A 17,143-nucleotide genomic window follows, 5' to 3' on the forward strand; every position below is an offset into this window, starting at 1 on the left:
CACGCCGCCTTCGAACGCCGCAGCGGGGAGCAGGTGGTGGCCCAATTCCTGAGAATCGCCGCCGAGCCTGGTCCCGACCCACGGAAGCACGGTGTTCCCGAGGACGTCAGCGCGATCATCGAACGTGCCATGACCGGCACCCCGGAGGGCCGCCCCTCCGCTACGGAACTTGGTCACCAACTTCGAGCATCTCAACGTCTCCATGGTTTCCCCGTCGACGAGATGGCACTGCACACCGAACCGGGAGCCGTGCGACCACAGGAGAACGTGAGGGTGGCGCCGCCTCACCAACTCGTCTCCCATGCACACGACTTCTTTCGCGAAGTGACAAGTTTCGTCGGACGCCGTAATGAAGTAGCCGCCGTCAAGGGGCGTCTGTCGGATTCCCGAATAGTGACCCTCACAGGATTTGGTGGGGTGGGCAAAACCCGGCTGGCATGCCGCGTCGCCTCGGAAGTGCGCAGAACCTACACCGACGGCGTCTGGTTTGTGGATCTCGCCGCGATCTCCACTCCAGAACTCGTCGTCAGCGCGATTACCGAGGCGCTCGACATTCGAGACGGAATGAATGCGGACGGTAGTCACTACCTGTTCGAATTCCTCGGTGAAAGACATGCACTCATCGTCTTGGACAACTGCGAGCACTTGATCGAGGCGTGCGGAAGCGTCGCCGCCGAGATTGTTCGGCGGGCGGACCGCGTGGAGATCCTGGCAACCAGTCGGGAGCCTCTCGGTGTTCTGGGGGAGACCGTGTTCGAGGTACCTCCCCTGTTGGTTCTGGACGAAGCTCAGCTCGCCGAGCGACAAGACGGCAAGAGCTTTCATTCCGAGGCGGTCGATCTTTTCGAGCAACGCGCTGCAGCCGTCGTCCCCGGATACACCCTCGACGATGAGAGCCGCCTGGAGGTTGCCCGCCTGTGCCAGCGGCTGGACGGCATCCCTCTGGCTATCGAACTCGCAGCGGTCCGGATCAGGTCCCTTCCCCTCGACCGCGTCTTGTCGCGCGAGGGCGCCCTTTTCAATCTGTTGACGCGGGGAAACCGTGGCGGACCGGTGCGGCATCAAACGCTGCGTGGCGCCATCGATTGGAGCTTCGATCTCTGCTCGCCGGAAGAACAAGTCCTGTGGGCGCGGCTGTCCGTCTTCGCGGGCGGATTCGATTTCGATGCGGTCGAGAGCGTGTGCACCGATCCGGAAATTGTTCCGGACGCTCTCGAGATAATCTCCGGTCTCGTTGAAAAATCGGTCATTTCCACCGTTCAATCCGGATCCACAGTTCGATACAAACTGTTGGAAAGCATCAAGGACTACGCGGCCGAGAAACTCGCCGAGCAAGGCGACGAGGACACGTGGCGCAGGAATCATCGAGACTATTTCCTGCGTTTGGCCGAACTCAGCGAGAGCCAGTCACTGGGGTCAGGGCAGCTGGTATGGAACCGTCGTCTCCGGCACGAGCGGGCGAATCTGCGGTCGGCGCTGGAGTACTGCCTGTCCACCCCTGGCGAGGCGCGAACAGGTCTCCGGATGGCGGGTGCGCTGTGGTTCTTCTGGAACGCGAGTGGCCTGCTGCGAGACGGGCGGTACTGGCTGTCCCGCGCTTTGGAGGCCGACCAGGATCCGAGCCGCGAGAGGGCGAAAGCGCTCTGGGTGATCGCGTGGAACGCCATGGTTCAGGGCGACAACCCGACCTCCACACAGTATTTGCTGGAATGCAGCGCCGTCGCGGAATCGATCGGTGACCGAACCGCCCAGGCGTTTGCAGTTCAGTTCCGGGGTGCGGCGGAGATGCTCGGAAACGGAAATCTCGACGTCGCACTGGAGTTCCTCACTGCCGGCATGACACTTCACGCAGAGTTGGGGGAGGTCAATTCTCTGACACTGCTGGGCGGCGCTCAGCTCGCTTTAGTGCACTGCCTGTCCGGGAACCTGGAACAATCCCTTGCCTGGGCGGACGGCACCATTGCCTCAGGTAAGTCGCTGAAGGAGCACTTCTCGACGTCATGGGCGCTGTGGGCCCGCGGACTTGCCCTGTGGACCCAGCGCAAGTACCCGCAAGCTTCGGACTCGTTGAAGGAATCGCTCGAACTGAAGCAGTCATTGAGTGACTGGTTGGGTGTGAGTACATGCACCGAGATTCTGGCGTGGATCGCGATCGAGGAAGGAAATCCCCTCCGATCCGCCCGACTACTCGGTATCGGGCGCACCCTGTGCGGCGAGATGGGAAGCTCTCCGCTCTTCGGAAACGACACGCTGATCCGCACACGGACTCGTTACGAACAACGCACCCGTCAGCTGCTGGGTGACTCTGCGTTCGAGAGAGAATTCCGGGCCGGTGAACGCCTCGAACACCTCGCGTCGATCGAATTCGCGTTGCAAAAACGCACATCCGAGCCAGCGGTGCCCGCCACTCCTTCAGCGAAGGTGAAACTCACACCTCGCGAGAAAGAAGTAGGAAAGCTGGTGGCCGAGGGACTCACCAACAAGGAGATCGCGCAAAGATTGGTCATCTCGCCTCGTACCGCAGAAGGACACGTAGACCGCATCCTCACGAAGACCGGACATCGATCCCGCGCGCAGCTTGCCGCCTGGATCGCCCGCGAGGAGAGTATCGAGTCCCGAAATCCGTAGTTCGGGCAGTGCCCCGCTGCGTTGGGTGCGGACCCGGGCTGAACTCATCGATGGCGTCGCTGGGTCCACGCGGGTACCTGCGTAGGAAATGCGGGTAGTGAAGCACGTAGTTCTTCGCCGTCCCACTCGCCGCGCAATTGCGAGTCTTATCGGCATGAACAGCACACACCTCCACCAGACCAAGGCACACACCACCAGCACCTCCTGGAAGCGGTTCGCCACCGTCGGAGTCGCCGCCGCCGCACTCGGCATCATCCCCGCCGGCGTCGCGGCCGCAACCACCAGCACACCGGCGCCCATCCCCCTCACCGCCGTCGTTGCCCATGACATTCCTCGCGACGACGACACCACCATGCAGCAGCGCCGGCACGACCGCCAACGCGACCAAAGGCAGGACCGCCGCGCCGAAATCACCATCGACAACGAGATCCTCGGCGGCTGGAGCAGCAACCCGAGGTAGACGGTCGCACCGTCGAACGCTCCCCTGGAGGCCCGAACCAACGTCATCGCTCCTCTGGTCCCGTCAGAGGCACCAATCCAACGAAAACCATTCTCGACCAACAACCAACACAGCAAGGAAAACCACTATGTCTTTCACAACCGACGTCACCATCCGGCCGTTCACCGTCCACTTCCCCGACACCGAACTCGAGGCGCTGCGTGAGCGCATCGAGACCACCCGCTGGCCCGAAACGGAAACCGTCGCAGATCATTCGCAGGGCACACCGCTCGCGACGAGCAAGGCACTGGCGCAGTACTGGGCCTCGGAATACGACTGGCGCAAGGTCGAGGCGAAGCTGAATGCTCTGCCGCAGTACATCACCGAGATCGACGGATTGGACATCCATTTCATCCACGTCCGCTCGAAGCACGAGGATGCGTTGCCGCTCATCGTCACACATGGGTGGCCCGGTTCGATCGTCGAGCAACTGAAGATCATCGACCCGCTGACCGATCCCACCGCCCATGGTGGTGACGCATCGGATGCTTTCCATCTGGTGATTCCGTCGATGCCCGGCTACGGCTTCTCGGGCAAGCCCACGACGACCGGCTGGGGCCCCGACCGCATCGCGCGTGCCTGGGTGGAGCTGATGAAGCGCCTCGGGTACAACCGGTACGTGGCACAAGGCGGGGACTGGGGTGCGATCGTGACAGAGGCGATGGCGGTGCAGGCACCGCCGGAACTGCTCGGCATCCACACCAACATGGCCAAGGTGGTTCCACCCGAGATCGACCAGGCGCTCCTCACCGGGCATCCCGTGCCCTCCGGCCTGTCCGACGACGAACAGGCCGCGTGCGACCAGCTGGCATTCTTCTATCAGCACATCGGCTACGCCGTGGAGATGGGGTCGCGCCCGGAGACACTGATCGGATTGGCGGATTCGCCCGTCGGTCTGGCGGCCTTCATGATCGACCACGACCCGGCGAGTTTGGCGCTGATCTCGCGGGTCTTCGCGGGACAGCCCGAGGGCCTGACGCGAGACGACATCCTCGACAACATCACCCTGTTCTGGCTGACGAACACGGCGTTGTCAGCGGCTCGTCTCTACTGGGAGAACAAGGCGCCGTTCTTCGCCGCCGGTAACGTCTCCATCCCGGTTGCCGTGAGCGTCTTTCCCGACGAGCTCTATCAGGCACCGCGGAGTTGGGCAGAGAAGGCCTACCCCAACCTCATCCACTACAACAAGCTGGACAAGGGCGGGCACTTCGCCGCCTGGGAGCAGCCCCAGCATTTGGTAAACGAGGTTCGCGCGGGCCTGCGGTCGCTTCGATAACGACCGAAGTCGGACGTGTGCGGCAGCGCACGAGCTGAGAGCGACCGGGTGGCTCATTCCGAGCCACCCGGTTCGCCTTCGGCTGTGCAGCCGACCCCGTGCGATCTCGAGCGCCGGGCCGGGACGTGCGGCGATATCCTGGGGTACATCGTCGAGAGGTGAGCAGTGTGGCATTCGTCGGCAGTGCCTCGAGCGGGATGAATCGATGTAGTCGATGACTGACGTCGATCCGTTCGCGACGCAACGCGACGTGTCCGGTTCGGTCACGGCGGAGTTGGCGGCGGCCGGATTCGAGGACGCCCAGGAGATCGGCCGCGGCGGTTTCGGGGTCGTGTACCGGTGCACCCAGGCGGCGCTCGACCGCACCGTGGCGGTGAAGGTCCTCACCGCCGACCTCGACGAGCAGAACCGGGCACGGTTCCTGCGAGAACAGCGCGCGGCCGGCCGCCTGACCGGTCACCCCAACATCGTCAATGTTCTCCACGCCGGTGTCACCGAGAACGGGCGTCCCTTCATCGTGATGCCGTACCACGCTCAGGGTTCTCTCGACGCGCGGATCCGCCGCCACGGACCGCTCCCACTCGACGAAGCGCTGCGACTCGGGGTGAAGATGGCCGGCGCCCTGGAGACCGCGCACCGCCTCGGGATCCTCCATCGCGACGTCAAGCCCGGGAACATCCTGATCACCGATTACGGCGAACCTGCGCTGACGGATTTCGGCATCGCTCACATCGCCGGCGGGTTCGAAACCACCGCCGGCGTCGTGACGGGTTCGCCGGCGTTCACCGCCCCCGAGGTGGTGACCGGTGAGCCACCGAGTGCTGCTGCCGACGTGTACGGCCTCGGCGCCACCTTGTTCGCTGCGATCACCGGCCATGCGGCGTTCGAACGCCGGAGCGGTGAGCAACTGATGGCGCAGTTCCTGAGGATCACGTCCGAGCCGGTTCCGAACCCACGTGAACACGGCATCTCCGACGACGTCAGCGCGGTCATCGAACGTGCGATGTCCGCCGAACCCGTGGCCCGTCCCTCCGCCGTGGACCTTGGTCGTCAACTGCGCGAGTCACAACTTCATCAGGGCTTCCCGGTCGACGAGATGGCCATGCACGCGGAACCGGGTGCAGTGCAGGGCGGAGCGTCAGTCCGGCCCTCGTGGTCACCGTCGGATTCGGGCCGAACGGGTGGACTTCCGCTGGAGCTGACCAGTTTCGTCGACCGCCGCACGGAACTGGCCGAGGCGACGAACTTGTTGTCGACGTCGCGGCTGGTGACGTTGACCGGAATCGGCGGGGTGGGAAAGACCCGCCTTGCTCTGCGTGCTGCCGCCAAGGCGCAACGGAACTTCTCCGACGGTGTGACGCTGGTGGAACTGGCTGAACTGCTCGATGATTCGCTGGTGGCGGGGGTGGTGGCCGCGGCACTCGGGCTGCGCGACCAGTCGGCGCGACCCTCGCACGAGGTGCTCGTCGAGTTCCTTGCCCCACGTGAAGTGTTGCTGGTGCTGGACAATTGTGAGCAGGTGGTGGCCGCCGCCGCGAAGCTCGCCGAAATTCTGCTTCGTGCGTGCCCTCGGCTGCGAATTCTCGCGACGAGTCGCGAACCGCTCGGGATCGGTGGGGAAACGGCGCTGCTGATCCCCCCGCTGCCCGTCCCGGATCCCGATCACCTGCCGAAGGGACTGCCCCGCAACGATGCGGTCACCCTGTTCGCGGAACGGGGCGCCACCGCAGTCCCGGGATTCGAGCTCACCGACGAGAACAAGGTCACCATCGCCCGAATCTGTCAGCGGCTGGACGGGCTGCCGCTACCGATCGAGCTGGCTGCGGCCCGGCTTCGCGCGATGACGCCCGACCAGATCCTGCAGCGCCTCACCGACCGCTACCTGCTGCTCACTCGCGGCAGCAGGGACGCGCCGTCGCGGCAGCAGACGTTGCGGATGTGCATCGATTGGAGTTACGACCTGTGCACTCCTGTGGAACAACGGATGTGGGCGCAGCTCTCGGTGTTCGCGGGCAGTTTCGAACTCGAGGCCGCGGAACAGGTCTGCGATGGTGACGGCGCAGACGACCTTCTCGACACGGTGACGTTCCTCGTCGACAAGTCGATCCTGACGAGAGAAGAGTCGAGTAGCACGGTGCGGTTCCGAATGCTCGAGACCGTGCGTGCGTACGGGCGGGAAAAGGCGCAGGAGACTGGCGGCTACACGGAGCTTCGCCGCCGGCACCGTGACTGGTGTGAGCGGCTGGCGGTCGAGGCGGAATCCGAATGGATCAGTTCCCGGCAGCTGGCGTTGATCTCCAGACTGGCTCGCGAACAACCGAATTTCCGTGAGGCGCTGGATTTCTGCGTGTCCGACAGTCCCGAATCCGGACTGCGGATCGCTGCCGCTCTGTACCCGTTCTGGCTGTCCCGGGGTTTGTTCAGCGAGGGGCGGCGGTGGCTCGGTCGCCTCCTGGCTCGACGGCCGGCCGAGCTTACCGGCGATCGCGCCAAGGCGCTCTACGCCGGCAGTGTGCTGGCCGGAGTGCAGGGCGACATTCCGGTGTCGGACGCACTGGCCGAGGAAGCGCAGGTGGTCGCTGCTCGGACGGCCGACCCGCTGGTGCGTGCGCACGCCGAACACGCGGTCGGATACGCGGCGCTGTTCGCGGGGCGCCTTCCCGACGCCCGCGTACATCTCGAGAAGGCCGTCCACGGGTTCACGGCACGAAACGACCTCTACGAGGTGGCCGCAGTCGTCGGCCTCGGCATGACGCACGACCTCTTGAACGACACGGAACGAGCCATCGAATGCCATGAGCGTGTCCTCGCGATCACGGAGGCGCAGGGCGAATCGGTCTATCGGTCGTATTCGTTGTGGGCGCTGGCCGTCGCGGTGTGGCGGCTCGGGGAGAGAGAACGGGCGGTGCGGCTCCTCGGGCAGGCGCTCCAGGTCGACCGTCGCGTGAACGACCGACTCAGTGCCAGTGTGTGCCTGCAGGCACTCGCGTGGATCGCTGCGGAGGAGCAGGACATGCAGCGGGCGGCCGTATTGATGGGCGCCGCAAACGAGTTCACCCGATCGGTGGGCAGTTCGACGGTGTTGGTGCCCGGCCTGAGCGTGTTTCAAGACGAGTGCGAGCGCCAGACCCGAGGGGCGATGAGTGAGCAGGCCTTCGCCGCGGCCCAGAGGAAGGGTGCGGCGCTCGGTTTCGATGCGGCCGTCGCCTACGCTCTGGGCGAGCAGGTTTCGCCCTCGTCGACGTCCGCCGGTCCGTCGCCCACACCGACGAAGCGGGAGCGTGAGGTTGCCGCACTGATCGCCGAGGGGCTGACCAACAAGGAGATCGCCGCACGGCTGGTGATCTCGCCCCGCACCGCACAGGGCCACGTGGAACATCTCCTGACTAAGCTGGGTTTCAATTCACGTGCGCAGATCGCGGTGTGGGTCGTCGAATCCCAGAGCGAGGGTTGATCAGGGCCACCGGCCGCCCGTGAAACGGCGTCCGGAGGCGTCGGCGGTGACAGAATGGCGACGACGGGTGATCCGAGTCGACGGGAGAAGTCGTGGACGGAATGGTCGGCGCTCATCGGCCACACAGGCGAGCGGCCTGGATTGCGGTGGCCGCGATGCTCCTGACCGTGGCGGCGTGCGGGCAGTCGCGGAGCGATTCCGCCGTCGACGACGCCCCGTTGGGAAAACCCACCGTCGCCGCCACGGTGAGTGTCGGGAAGGGACCACTCCTCGATGTGACGGTGGACCCGTCCACCGGCGCCGCCTACGTCACCAGCAGCCGTGACGACTTGTTGTCGCTGATCGACGCCGACGGCGGCATCAGCGCCATCGAGGTGGGCCGGGCACCGAGTGGGGTGGCTGTGGATCCGTCCACCCACACCGCGTACGTGACGAGTCTGGCCGAGGGCGCGGTGTCGGTGGTCGACGTCGTTATCTGCGCACACCACTGTCTCGCTGTCCTTCGACCTGCGCATCCATCTCGAAGGAGCGCACTCAAGCATCGTGCGGCCCGATTGGCTTGACGCACTATGGATGCCACAACGCACTCGTAGGGTGTTAGTAATTGCTGAAAAGACTCTATGGAGCGTCGAGGTCGAAGTCGCAGATCAGCACGCTTTCTGCGTTGCAACGAGTTCGAGGTGTAACACCCTGCAGCGCAGAAGTGGTCAGGTCGCGCCGGTGGTAACAGCACGGATCAGTCGGCCGGTTTGTACGGCCCGATTCGGTGTGCGTCATCTGTGGTCGGTGGGTTGTAGACCGTGTCTGAAGCAGGGCGGTGGTCGTTAGCGGTGTAAGGGTTGGTAGACCTCGGCGAGTTCATCGATGAACGGGGGTGCGAAAAGGCAGCTTTCGAGTATGCGCCAGAGTGTCTCGACGAAGCGGTCAACGGACATCCCGAATCTGACGAAGATCTCTTCGTCGGGCGCTCCGCCGTAGGGTGCCCACGCGTGTGCGAACTCGATGACTGCGTCGATGTCGCTGTGTCCGGTTTGCCAGTCGTGGGTTTGTCGGCGCAGTCGTTGGCGGCGTTGTCGCAGGTGCCGGTACCGGGCGACGTCGTCATCGACCGTGTGCAGTGGTTTGGTTGCGCCGGTTGGGAATGTTCGGCCGTGGCGGGGAGGGAGCAGGTGTGCGGGGTGCTCAGGCATGCGTGACCACTCACTTGTCGGGGTTCCGGGCTGTGGAATGTGATGGTTGCGTTCCGGGTCGCCTGGCTTCTCCGGCGGGTCGCTCCCCTCGACCTGCCTACAGGCTGTGCTGCTGGGTTGGTGTCACCACCCCTGTTCGGTCGGCAGTTGTGGCGGTGGGCTGGGGATGAGGGAGCCGTCGGTCTGTCTTGCCTGTTCGGCGATTCGGTCGGCCAGATCGGTCAGTCGGGAGCGCTGGGTGCCCCAGCCGGGGTCGCGAAGTTTGCCGTCGTATTTGACGATGTCTCCTGCGACCATGACTGTGTCGATGTCGGCGGCAGAAGATTGGGTGACGACGGCGGCTGCGGGATTGGAACGCAGGTAGCCGGCCATGTCCGGTGACGTGGCGCGAAAGAGCACGAGATCGGCCTGTTTGCCGACGGTGATGCTCCCGGTCCGGGAGTCGATGCCGAGTGCCTTGGCGCCGTTGATGGTGCCCCATTCGAGGGCCTCGCCAGCGGTAACGGAGACCGCTTCCGGGTTGTGTCCCGCCGCAAGTTGCGCGTGCGCGTCGGCGAGGCGCACGATCTGCATTCCCATTCTGACCTGGGAGACTATGCCCCCACCGCAGCATCCGACGGAATCGACGCCGACGGTGGGCGCCAGGCCGAATTCCCGCTGTTTCCGCAGAGACGGCTCGCCCTGTGCCATGGCCATCTCGGCTTCGACGCAGGCGCAGATGGCGGCGCCGTTGTCCGCGACCTGGCGGTATTCGTTGTCGGTGCTTGCTTCGCCGTGGACGAAGACGATGTCGGGTGCGATGAGACCTGCTTTCGCCAAGCGGGTGATCTCTCCGACGCTGTTCTGTACGGCGTTGATGTGCAGGGTGAGGGTGGCGCCGAACGAGCGGGCGAGTGCGAACTGCTCGGCGACAACGTCTTCGGAAGCCATGAACAGTTCGACGGGGGCAACGCCGAGTTGGACACGCCCGGTGGCCGAGGTGAAGAACTGGTCCCGGAGTTTGTCGAGGACGGGAATGTAGTCGGCGGTGCGGCTGAAGACGCGCGGTGCGAGCGGGGCCTGCCCCATCCCGAGGGCGTAGACGCCGCGGACTCCGGCGTCGACCATGGCCTGGGCGCCGGCGAAGGCGTGCTCGGTAGTGTTGACGTTGTGTTCGTAGCCCAGCACCGTGGTCACGCCGTTGTTGAGGCACTCGAGGGCGCCGGCGTAGGTGGCGGTGTAGGTGTCGTCGGCGGTGACCATGGGGGCGATGTGCAGGCGGATACCGTGCATGTACTGCAGAGTCGTCCAGTCGGCGAAGACACCTTTGATTGCGGACTGCCACAGGTGCCGGTGGGTGTCGACGAATCCGGGGGTGAGAATGGCGCCAGTCCCGTCGATCTCCTGGGCGTCGACTGCTCCGAGGCCGGGACCGACGTGGACGATCGTGTCGTTCTCGACCAGGACATCGGCGTTCTCGAGGGTGCCGATCGCCGGGTCCATCGAGATCACGGTGGCGTCGCGGAAGACTGTGCGCGCGTTCATGTTCGATACCTTCTTCTCGGAATTTGTCGGTGGTGTTTACTGGCCGATGGCTGCTGCGCCGGTGCGTCGGCGGCGGAAGACCGCGGACAGTCCGACTGCGATGATGACGGCCATGCCGTTGAAGACGTCGGTGATCCACGGTTCGACGCCCATGAGGGACAGTCCGCTGATGGCGGTGCCGATGAAGAAGAGTCCGATCACGGTCCCGATCAGGTTGTAGGTGCCAGGTTTGATGGTGGTCGCGCCCAGGAAGACGGCCGCCAGGGCGGGCAGCATGAAGCCGATGCCGCCGACCTGGGGGTTGCCGTTGCCTTGGCTGGCGATCTGGAGGACGCCGGCGATTCCGGCGAGCAGGCCCGCGGCGACGAAGCTCAGTAGGACTGTCCGCCGGACCGGGAGTCCGATCAGCGCGGCTGCCTTTTCGCTCGAGCCGACCGAAGCGAGGTTGCGCCCGGGGACGGATTGTTCGAGGACGAACCACACGGCGGCGGCGATGATCAGCATGAGCACGAAGAGCACGGGGATGCCGATGAACAGTTGGTTGCTCAGTCCGGTCAGCGAGGGGGAGAGGCCGGCGCTGATGGGGATGCCTTTGGTGTAGGCCTGGACGATGCCGCCGATCACGGTAGACACGCCGAGAGTGGTGATGATCGAGTTGATGCCCAGGTAGGCGACCAGCAGGCCGTTGATCACTCCGATGGTGCTGCCGACCAGGACGGCCGCGCCGATGGCCACGATCACGGGGAGGTCGAAGTCGGCCATGATGGCGGCGGCGACGATCGAGCACAGTCCGGTATTGGCGCCGACGGAGATGTCGAACCGGCCGGTCACGAGGGGGAAGAGTAGGGCCATGGCGACGACGGCGAGGACCGACTGTGAGGTGGCGATGGTCCGCCAGTTGCCGCTGGAGGCGAATGTCTGCGGTAGCAGGATCGTGAAGACGATGACGACGAGGATGAACAGCAGTGGCAGCCCGAACTTTTCGAGTGTGCTCGACAGCGCGGAGCGGGCAGTGGTCGGTGTCGTCGTCGGCCGGGTTTCGGTGGGCGAGGGATGCTCGAGGGTCGGCTCGACGGTGGTCATGCTGACTGCTCCTTGGTGGTGAAAACGAGTTCGGTGAGGGTGTGTCGGTCGAGGTCGTGTCCGGAGACCTCGGCGGTGATGCGTCCGTTGTCGAGGACCAGGACGCGATCGGACATGTCGGCGAGTTCCTCGAAATCGGAGCTGACGAGGATGGCCGCGGCGCCGGCGGTGACCGCGCGGCGGATCAGGGCGTAGGCGTCGGTGCGGGCGCCGACGTCGACGCCTTGCGTGGGTTCGTCGAGAAGAAGTAGGCGTGGGGATCGGCTCATCCAGCGGGCGAGGATCACCTTCTGTTGATTGCCGCCGGACAGGGACGACATCAACGCGCTGTCGTTGCGGGTGCGGATGGCGTAGTCGGTGATCGACCGTCGAGCCAGGGTGCGTTCGCGTCGTCGACTGAGTCGGTTGAGGGTGCTGACCGCGGGGAGGCTGGCCGCCGAGATATTCTGTGCCACGGTCTGATCGGGGAACGCTGCTTCCAGGTCGCGGTGCTCGGGCACGTACGCGATCCCGAGGTCCATCGCGCGGCGTGGGGAGGGGATGGCAACGGTGTCGCCGTCGACGGTGACGGTCCCGGCTGACGCGGGATTGCTGCCGAACAGAACTTGCAGTAGTTCCGAGCGGCCGGACCCGAGAAGGCCGGCGATCCCGAGGATCTCGCCGCCGTGGACATCGAGGTCGACGTCGCGCACACCGGGGGCGTACACATTTCGGAGGGAGGCGACGACCGGGCCGAGAGCGCTGCGGGTCTTGGACTTGGGGAAGACCTCGTCGAGGGGGCGACCGACGATGTGGGAGATCAGTGTCTTTTCGGTGAGGCCGTCGGTGGTCGTGGTGGTGATGTGCTGACCATCGCGTAGCACGGTCAGGTCGGTGCACAGGGTCAGGATTTCGTCGAGACGGTGGCTGATATAGACGACGGCGACGCCGGCGGCCGCGACCCTGCGGACCGCGTCGAGCAGCACGGCGACTTCCTCCTCGGGCAGTGCGGCCGTCGGCTCGTCGAGCACGATGGCGGACACCGGTGCCCGCCCGGTGACGTGATCCTGCAATGCCCGGGCGATCGCGATCATCGTCTGATCGGCCAGACGCAGATCGCCGACCGTCGCGGTGGTCGCGATGTCGATGTCGAAGTAGTCGAGCAGCGTCCGTGCACGCGAGTGCAGCGCGGCTCGGTCGACTCGGCCGTAGCGGAGCGGCAGTGGTTCGCCTGCGGCGAGGTTCTCGGCGACATCGAGGGTGGCGAACACCGCGGGATTCTGGTGGACGAACCGCAGGCCCGCGTGACGCGACCAGGACGGGGTCACCTCCGATGCGGCGACGGTGGTGGTGCCGACGGTGATGGTGCCACCGTTCGGATCGGCGGGTTGGACACCGGCGAGGCACTTGACCAGGGTCGATTTGCCGCTGCCGTTACCGCCGACCAGTCCGTGGACTGCGCCGGCGCGGATGTTGAACGTGGCCTGGTCGAGGGCTCGTCCGCCGGGGAAGGTCTTCGACACATTCTCGACGGAGACGGCGACTCGCCTGTTCTCCGTGGCGGCAGGGGGTGCAGTCATGGTGCCGTACTCCAGGTAGGTAGAGGAACTTTCGAAGCGGAGCAGTCTGTGTTCTGGGCCGCGCCTGGCGATAGTAGTGACGCGCCTCACCAACGAGTTTAAACAGAATCGAAGGTAAGTCAAGATTTCGAAAGTGCTTGTTGTTATCAAAATGACGTGCTAGAAAGTGAGTCCGACCACAGTGCGGTCGGACTCAATCCAGCACAGGGTGCGAAGCTCCCTGTCTTGCCCGCGCGCGGATCTGCCGCAGCGCTGTCGATGGAGACCCCCATGAAGTACTTCTCACGAGCCGGGACGGCGCCGCGTACGGGCCGGTCCCGCCGGCTCCTCGCCGCGGGGCGCGCCCTCGCCGCGGGTGCCGCGGCGCTCGCTCTCGTATCCGGCTGCACCACCGTCGGTTCGGATACACCGGACACTTCGACAGTCAACGCCGACCTCACCCCCGAGCAGGCCAAGGCACTGCAGGCGGGATACGACGGCACCGCGATGCAGGAACCGACCCGCACCGGGCCGGTGGCCCAGCCCGGAAAGAACGTCTGGGTGATCTCCTGCGGGCAGTCCTACCAGGCCTGTTCCATCCTGGCCTCCAGCTTCACCGATGCCGCGAAACAGCTCGGCTGGAACACCAACCTGGTCGACAGCAAGGCTGACCCGTCGGTGGCCACCTCCCTGATCAAGCAGGCGGTCGCGGCACGCGTGGATGGGATCGCGTTGTTCTCGCTCGACTGTCCCGGCATCAATTCCGGGTTGAAAGAAGCGCGGGCCGCGGGGATCCCCGTGGTGCAATACACCTCCATCGACTGTGACGATCCCGCCTTCGGCGGTGGTGAGGAGTTGTTCACCGCGAGCCTGAACGTCATGGGTTCGACCAAAGTCGCCGATTACTACCGGGCCTGGGGCGGTGCACGCGCCGAGTATCTCGCGGCGCTGCTCGGTGGCCAGGGCAAGGTGCTCGAGATCCACGAGACCTCGCAGCGCCCGCACGCCTACTCGCACGAGGGCTTCATCGACCAGATGAAGATCTCCTGCCCCGCCTGCGAGATCGTCGACGTTCCGTTCACCTTTTCGCAGGTGCCGAAGGAAGCGACCGCGGTCTGGAACTCGGCGCTGCTGCAGAACAAGGACGCGGCCGCGGTCTCCTTCAGCATCGATTCGCTGATGGGCCTGGGCCTGCAGAGCGCACTGCAACAGTCCGGTTTCCGCGGCATCACGGCCGGTGGTGAAGGTCTGAACCTCGACTTGGTGCGAGAAGGGCGGCAGACTTCAGAGACCCCCGTACCGTACGAGCTCGCCTCGTGGGGGTTGGCGAACACCCTGAACCGCGTTTTTGCCGGCGAGGATCCCAAGTCACTGCCCAGCGAGGGCGGCGGATGGGTCTTCCTCGACAAGGACCACAACCTTCCGGCCGAAGGAAACTGGAAACCGAGTTTCGACTTCAAGAACATCTACACCTCGATGTGGACGGGACAGTCTGAATGATCACCGAGCGACCGGCGCCGCGGGCGTACTACGACATCACCGACTCCGAGGCCGCGCATCTGCGCACGCGCATCCTCGCCGGCGAACGCAGCGATACCGGCGCCGGTCGCCCCGTCCTGTTGCGCGGCGCCACCGTGATCACCATGGACCCGGAGATTGGTGACCTGCACCCCGGCGACGTGCTGATCAAGGGCGAGCAGATCGCCGGGATCGGCCCCGACCTGCTCGACGTCGCCGGTCCCGACGCCGTCATCGTGGACATGGCCGGGATGATCGTGATGCCCGGATTGATCGACAATCACCGGCACTGCTGGCAGAACGCGTTCCGTCGGCTGATCGCCGACGCCGATCTCGACACCTACGTCGCCACCACGCACGGCGGTATGGCCATGCATTACCGGCCCGAGGACATGCATATCAGTGTTCTGGCCACCACCCTCGGCGCGATCGACCAGGGTGTGACCACCGTGGTCGACTTCTCCCACAATTCGCGTAGCGGCGCGCATTCGGATGCGGTGTTCGACGCCTACCGTGAGTCGGGTATCCGCGCGGTGCACGCCTCGGCTGCCCCCAACGCCGGCGCGTGGGAGGAGCAGTGGCCGGCCGATCTCACCAGGATCCGTGAGCGGCACTGCGGCGCAGCGGATTCACGGCACAGTATCCGTATGGGCCTGGACATCAGCCGGGTCCGTCCGGTGCGGGAGTTGCTGTCGATCGCCCGGAGCGAGGGCCTGGGCATCACCTTCGACGGTGTGCTGGGAGCCGGTGCCGCGCCCGAGATCGGCGAACTCGCCCGTGAGGGCCTGCTGGGCCCGGATGTCACCCTGATTCATTGCACCGATCTTCCGGACGAGGTGTGGAGGATGCTCGCCGCCAGCGGCACCCATGTCACGCTGGCGACGACCTCGGACGAGCAGATCGGCATCGCGACCGGGTTGCCTCCGATCCAGACCGCCCTCGACCACGGTATCCGCCCCAGCCTGAGCGTCGACGTCGAGATCTCCCTCGCCGGAGACATGTTCACCCAGATGCGCTCGACCCTGATGACCCAGCGGATGGGGACCGCGATGCGCCGCTACCGCGGGGACACCGACTGCCCGGAGATGCTCACCAACCGGGATGTCCTCGAGTTCGCCACCGTCCAAGGTGCTCGCGACAACGGCCTCGGCGCGGTGACCGGCTCACTGACACCGGGACGTGCCGCGGACATCGTCGCGCTGCGGGCCGAGGACATCACCAACATGCCCCTCAACAATGCGATCGGGACGATCGTGCAGGGTGTCGACGCCAGTCACGTCGACACCGTGTTCATCGCCGGGCGGCTGCGCAAATGGCGGCGCGACCTCGTCGGCGCGGACATCGACGCGATCCGGCGGCGCCTGACCGCCTCACGCGACCACCTCGCGGACCGCACCGGATGGACCGTCGACCCGCTCCGTCCCGCGGGCAACACCCGGCCGGCGTTCGATCACCTGGCCTCGTTCGTCGACCACCAACAACATGACCTTCTCGAGAGCTGACAGGAAGCACCCAATGACCGACTTCTTTCCCGGATTCGACTCCGTGACTTCCACGGTGGACGGCGTCGAGCTGTTCGCCCGGGTCGGCGGCCCCGCAGACGGCGCCGCTGTCGTGCTGCTGCACGGATTCCCGCAATCACACCTGTGCTGGCACATGGTGGCCCCCACCCTGGCCACCCGATTTCGGGTCGTCTGCCTCGACCTCAAGGGATATGGGCGGTCGCAGGCAGCTCCCGGCGACCCCGAGCACGTGGGGTACTCCAAACGCACGATGGCCGCTGAGGTCGTTGCGTTCATGGCAGCGCTCGGGCACGACCGATTCTCGGTGGTCGGCCACGACCGCGGCGCCCTCGTCGGATACCGGCTGGCCCTCGACACCCCGGAGGCGGTGGACGCGCTCGTCATCTGCGACAACTATCCGACCCCGGTGATCTGGGACAACATGGCGGTCGACCCAAACTTCACCCCGCACTGGCGGGTGTTCGCCGCCGAGGGGACCGACGCCGAGGACGCGATGGCTCCCGACCTGCTCGAAAAATTGGTCGCCGCCCACACCGCCTCCGGAACGGTCGACGAACTGGGCGACGACGTGATGAACGAGTATCGGAGCGACTGGCGTGATCCTGCACGGATCCTCGCCTACTGCGAGGACTACCGCGCCGGCGCCGGAATCGACCCGCAACTCGACCGCGCAGACCTCGCCGCGGGCAGGGCCGTGACGTGCCCGGCGCTGGTGATCTGGGGCGAGGCGTTCCTCGGTAAGGCACCCGAAGCCACTGTCGATGTCTGGCGCCGCACCTTCGCCCCGCACATCGTCGGTGTCGAGGTACCCGGCGGCCATTTCAACCCCGAGGAAAGTCCCGCGGAGACCACCGCCGCGCTCATGGACTTCCTCTCCGACCACGCCGGCACCCCGGCCAGCTAGCTGGCC

General features: G+C 65.5%; 12 protein-coding genes. 8 read left to right on the forward strand and 4 right to left on the reverse strand.

Going from position 1 to position 17,143, the window contains the following annotated elements:
* From AZG88_RS39465 to AZG88_RS39485, 5 genes are all read left to right on the forward strand, one after another.
* Positions 1-2,628 (forward strand): ATP-binding protein (locus AZG88_RS39465; RefSeq protein ID WP_231914353.1); only part of this gene is annotated, 2,628 nt, incomplete at its 5' end.
* Between the two features lie 154 nt (positions 2,629-2,782).
* On the forward strand, positions 2,783-3,088 hold the full coding sequence (locus AZG88_RS39470; protein WP_061042012.1) for a hypothetical protein: 306 nt from the start codon (positions 2,783-2,785) through the stop codon (positions 3,086-3,088).
* 127 nt (positions 3,089-3,215) lie between these two features.
* Positions 3,216-4,403: an epoxide hydrolase family protein gene (locus AZG88_RS39475; RefSeq protein ID WP_082764508.1), complete on the forward strand. Its 1,188-nt coding sequence runs from the start codon at positions 3,216-3,218 to the stop codon at positions 4,401-4,403.
* A gap of 214 nt (positions 4,404-4,617) precedes the next feature.
* Positions 4,618-7,857, forward strand: a complete 3,240-nt coding sequence (locus AZG88_RS39480; protein WP_061700751.1) for a protein kinase domain-containing protein — start codon at positions 4,618-4,620, stop codon at positions 7,855-7,857.
* Between the two features lie 155 nt (positions 7,858-8,012).
* Positions 8,013-8,420 carry a YncE family protein gene (locus AZG88_RS39485; RefSeq protein WP_231914354.1) on the forward strand — a complete coding sequence of 136 codons (408 nt, stop codon included), beginning with the start codon at positions 8,013-8,015 and terminating at the stop codon, positions 8,418-8,420.
* A gap of 261 nt (positions 8,421-8,681) precedes the next feature.
* Here AZG88_RS39485 and AZG88_RS39490 read toward each other — a convergent pair whose 3' ends face one another.
* From AZG88_RS39490 to AZG88_RS39505, 4 genes are all read right to left on the reverse strand, one after another.
* Positions 8,682-9,047 carry a hypothetical protein gene (locus AZG88_RS39490; RefSeq protein ID WP_061042014.1) on the reverse strand — a complete coding sequence of 122 codons (366 nt, stop codon included), beginning with the start codon at positions 9,045-9,047 and terminating at the stop codon, positions 8,682-8,684.
* Positions 9,048-9,170: 123 nt separating this feature from the next.
* A complete protein-coding gene (locus tag AZG88_RS39495; RefSeq protein ID WP_061042015.1) occupies positions 9,171-10,571 on the reverse strand; it encodes an amidohydrolase family protein in 1,401 nt (466 codons plus the stop codon).
* A gap of 36 nt (positions 10,572-10,607) precedes the next feature.
* Positions 10,608-11,654, reverse strand: a complete 1,047-nt coding sequence (locus AZG88_RS39500; RefSeq protein ID WP_061042016.1) for an ABC transporter permease — start codon at positions 11,652-11,654, stop codon at positions 10,608-10,610.
* Positions 11,651-13,213, reverse strand: a complete 1,563-nt coding sequence (locus AZG88_RS39505) for a sugar ABC transporter ATP-binding protein (protein WP_061042017.1) — start codon at positions 13,211-13,213, stop codon at positions 11,651-11,653. The genes AZG88_RS39500 and AZG88_RS39505 overlap by 4 nt, the downstream gene beginning before the upstream one ends.
* 270 nt (positions 13,214-13,483) lie before the next feature.
* Between AZG88_RS39505 and AZG88_RS39510 the strand changes: the two genes are divergently transcribed.
* The 3 genes from AZG88_RS39510 to AZG88_RS39520 are packed head-to-tail and all read left to right on the forward strand — an operon-like array spanning position 13,484 to position 17,137.
* A complete protein-coding gene (locus AZG88_RS39510) occupies positions 13,484-14,692 on the forward strand; it encodes a sugar ABC transporter substrate-binding protein (RefSeq protein ID WP_061042018.1) in 1,209 nt (402 codons plus the stop codon).
* Positions 14,689-16,212, forward strand: a complete 1,524-nt coding sequence (locus AZG88_RS39515; protein ID WP_061042019.1) for an amidohydrolase family protein — start codon at positions 14,689-14,691, stop codon at positions 16,210-16,212. The genes AZG88_RS39510 and AZG88_RS39515 overlap by 4 nt, the downstream gene beginning before the upstream one ends.
* 13 nt (positions 16,213-16,225) lie before the next feature.
* Positions 16,226-17,137 carry an alpha/beta fold hydrolase gene (locus AZG88_RS39520; RefSeq protein ID WP_061042020.1) on the forward strand — a complete coding sequence of 304 codons (912 nt, stop codon included), beginning with the start codon at positions 16,226-16,228 and terminating at the stop codon, positions 17,135-17,137.
* Positions 17,138-17,143: the final 6 nt, after the last annotated feature.

Origin of the sequence: Rhodococcus sp. LB1, from assembly GCF_001583455.1 — a bacterium.
Classification (GTDB): domain Bacteria; phylum Actinomycetota; class Actinomycetes; order Mycobacteriales; family Mycobacteriaceae; genus Rhodococcus_F; species Rhodococcus_F opacus.

Excerpts from the sequence above, each read along its gene's own strand:
- AZG88_RS39470 (WP_061042012.1), top strand. The coding sequence starts at position 2,783 with ATGAACAGCACACACCTCCACCAGACCAAGGCACACACCACCAGCACC.
- AZG88_RS39475 (WP_082764508.1), top strand. The coding sequence starts at position 3,216 with ATGTCTTTCACAACCGACGTCACCATCCGGCCGTTCACCGTCCACTTC.
- AZG88_RS39480 (WP_061700751.1), top strand. The coding sequence starts at position 4,618 with ATGACTGACGTCGATCCGTTCGCGACGCAACGCGACGTGTCCGGTTCG.
- AZG88_RS39485 (WP_231914354.1), top strand. The coding sequence starts at position 8,013 with ATGCTCCTGACCGTGGCGGCGTGCGGGCAGTCGCGGAGCGATTCCGCC.
- AZG88_RS39490 (WP_061042014.1), bottom strand. The coding sequence starts at position 9,047 with ATGCCTGAGCACCCCGCACACCTGCTCCCTCCCCGCCACGGCCGAACA.
- AZG88_RS39495 (WP_061042015.1), bottom strand. The coding sequence starts at position 10,571 with ATGAACGCGCGCACAGTCTTCCGCGACGCCACCGTGATCTCGATGGAC.
- AZG88_RS39500 (WP_061042016.1), bottom strand. The coding sequence starts at position 11,654 with ATGACCACCGTCGAGCCGACCCTCGAGCATCCCTCGCCCACCGAAACC.
- AZG88_RS39505 (WP_061042017.1), bottom strand. The coding sequence starts at position 13,213 with ATGACTGCACCCCCTGCCGCCACGGAGAACAGGCGAGTCGCCGTCTCC.
- AZG88_RS39510 (WP_061042018.1), top strand. The coding sequence starts at position 13,484 with ATGAAGTACTTCTCACGAGCCGGGACGGCGCCGCGTACGGGCCGGTCC.
- AZG88_RS39515 (WP_061042019.1), top strand. The coding sequence starts at position 14,689 with ATGATCACCGAGCGACCGGCGCCGCGGGCGTACTACGACATCACCGAC.
- AZG88_RS39520 (WP_061042020.1), top strand. The coding sequence starts at position 16,226 with ATGACCGACTTCTTTCCCGGATTCGACTCCGTGACTTCCACGGTGGAC.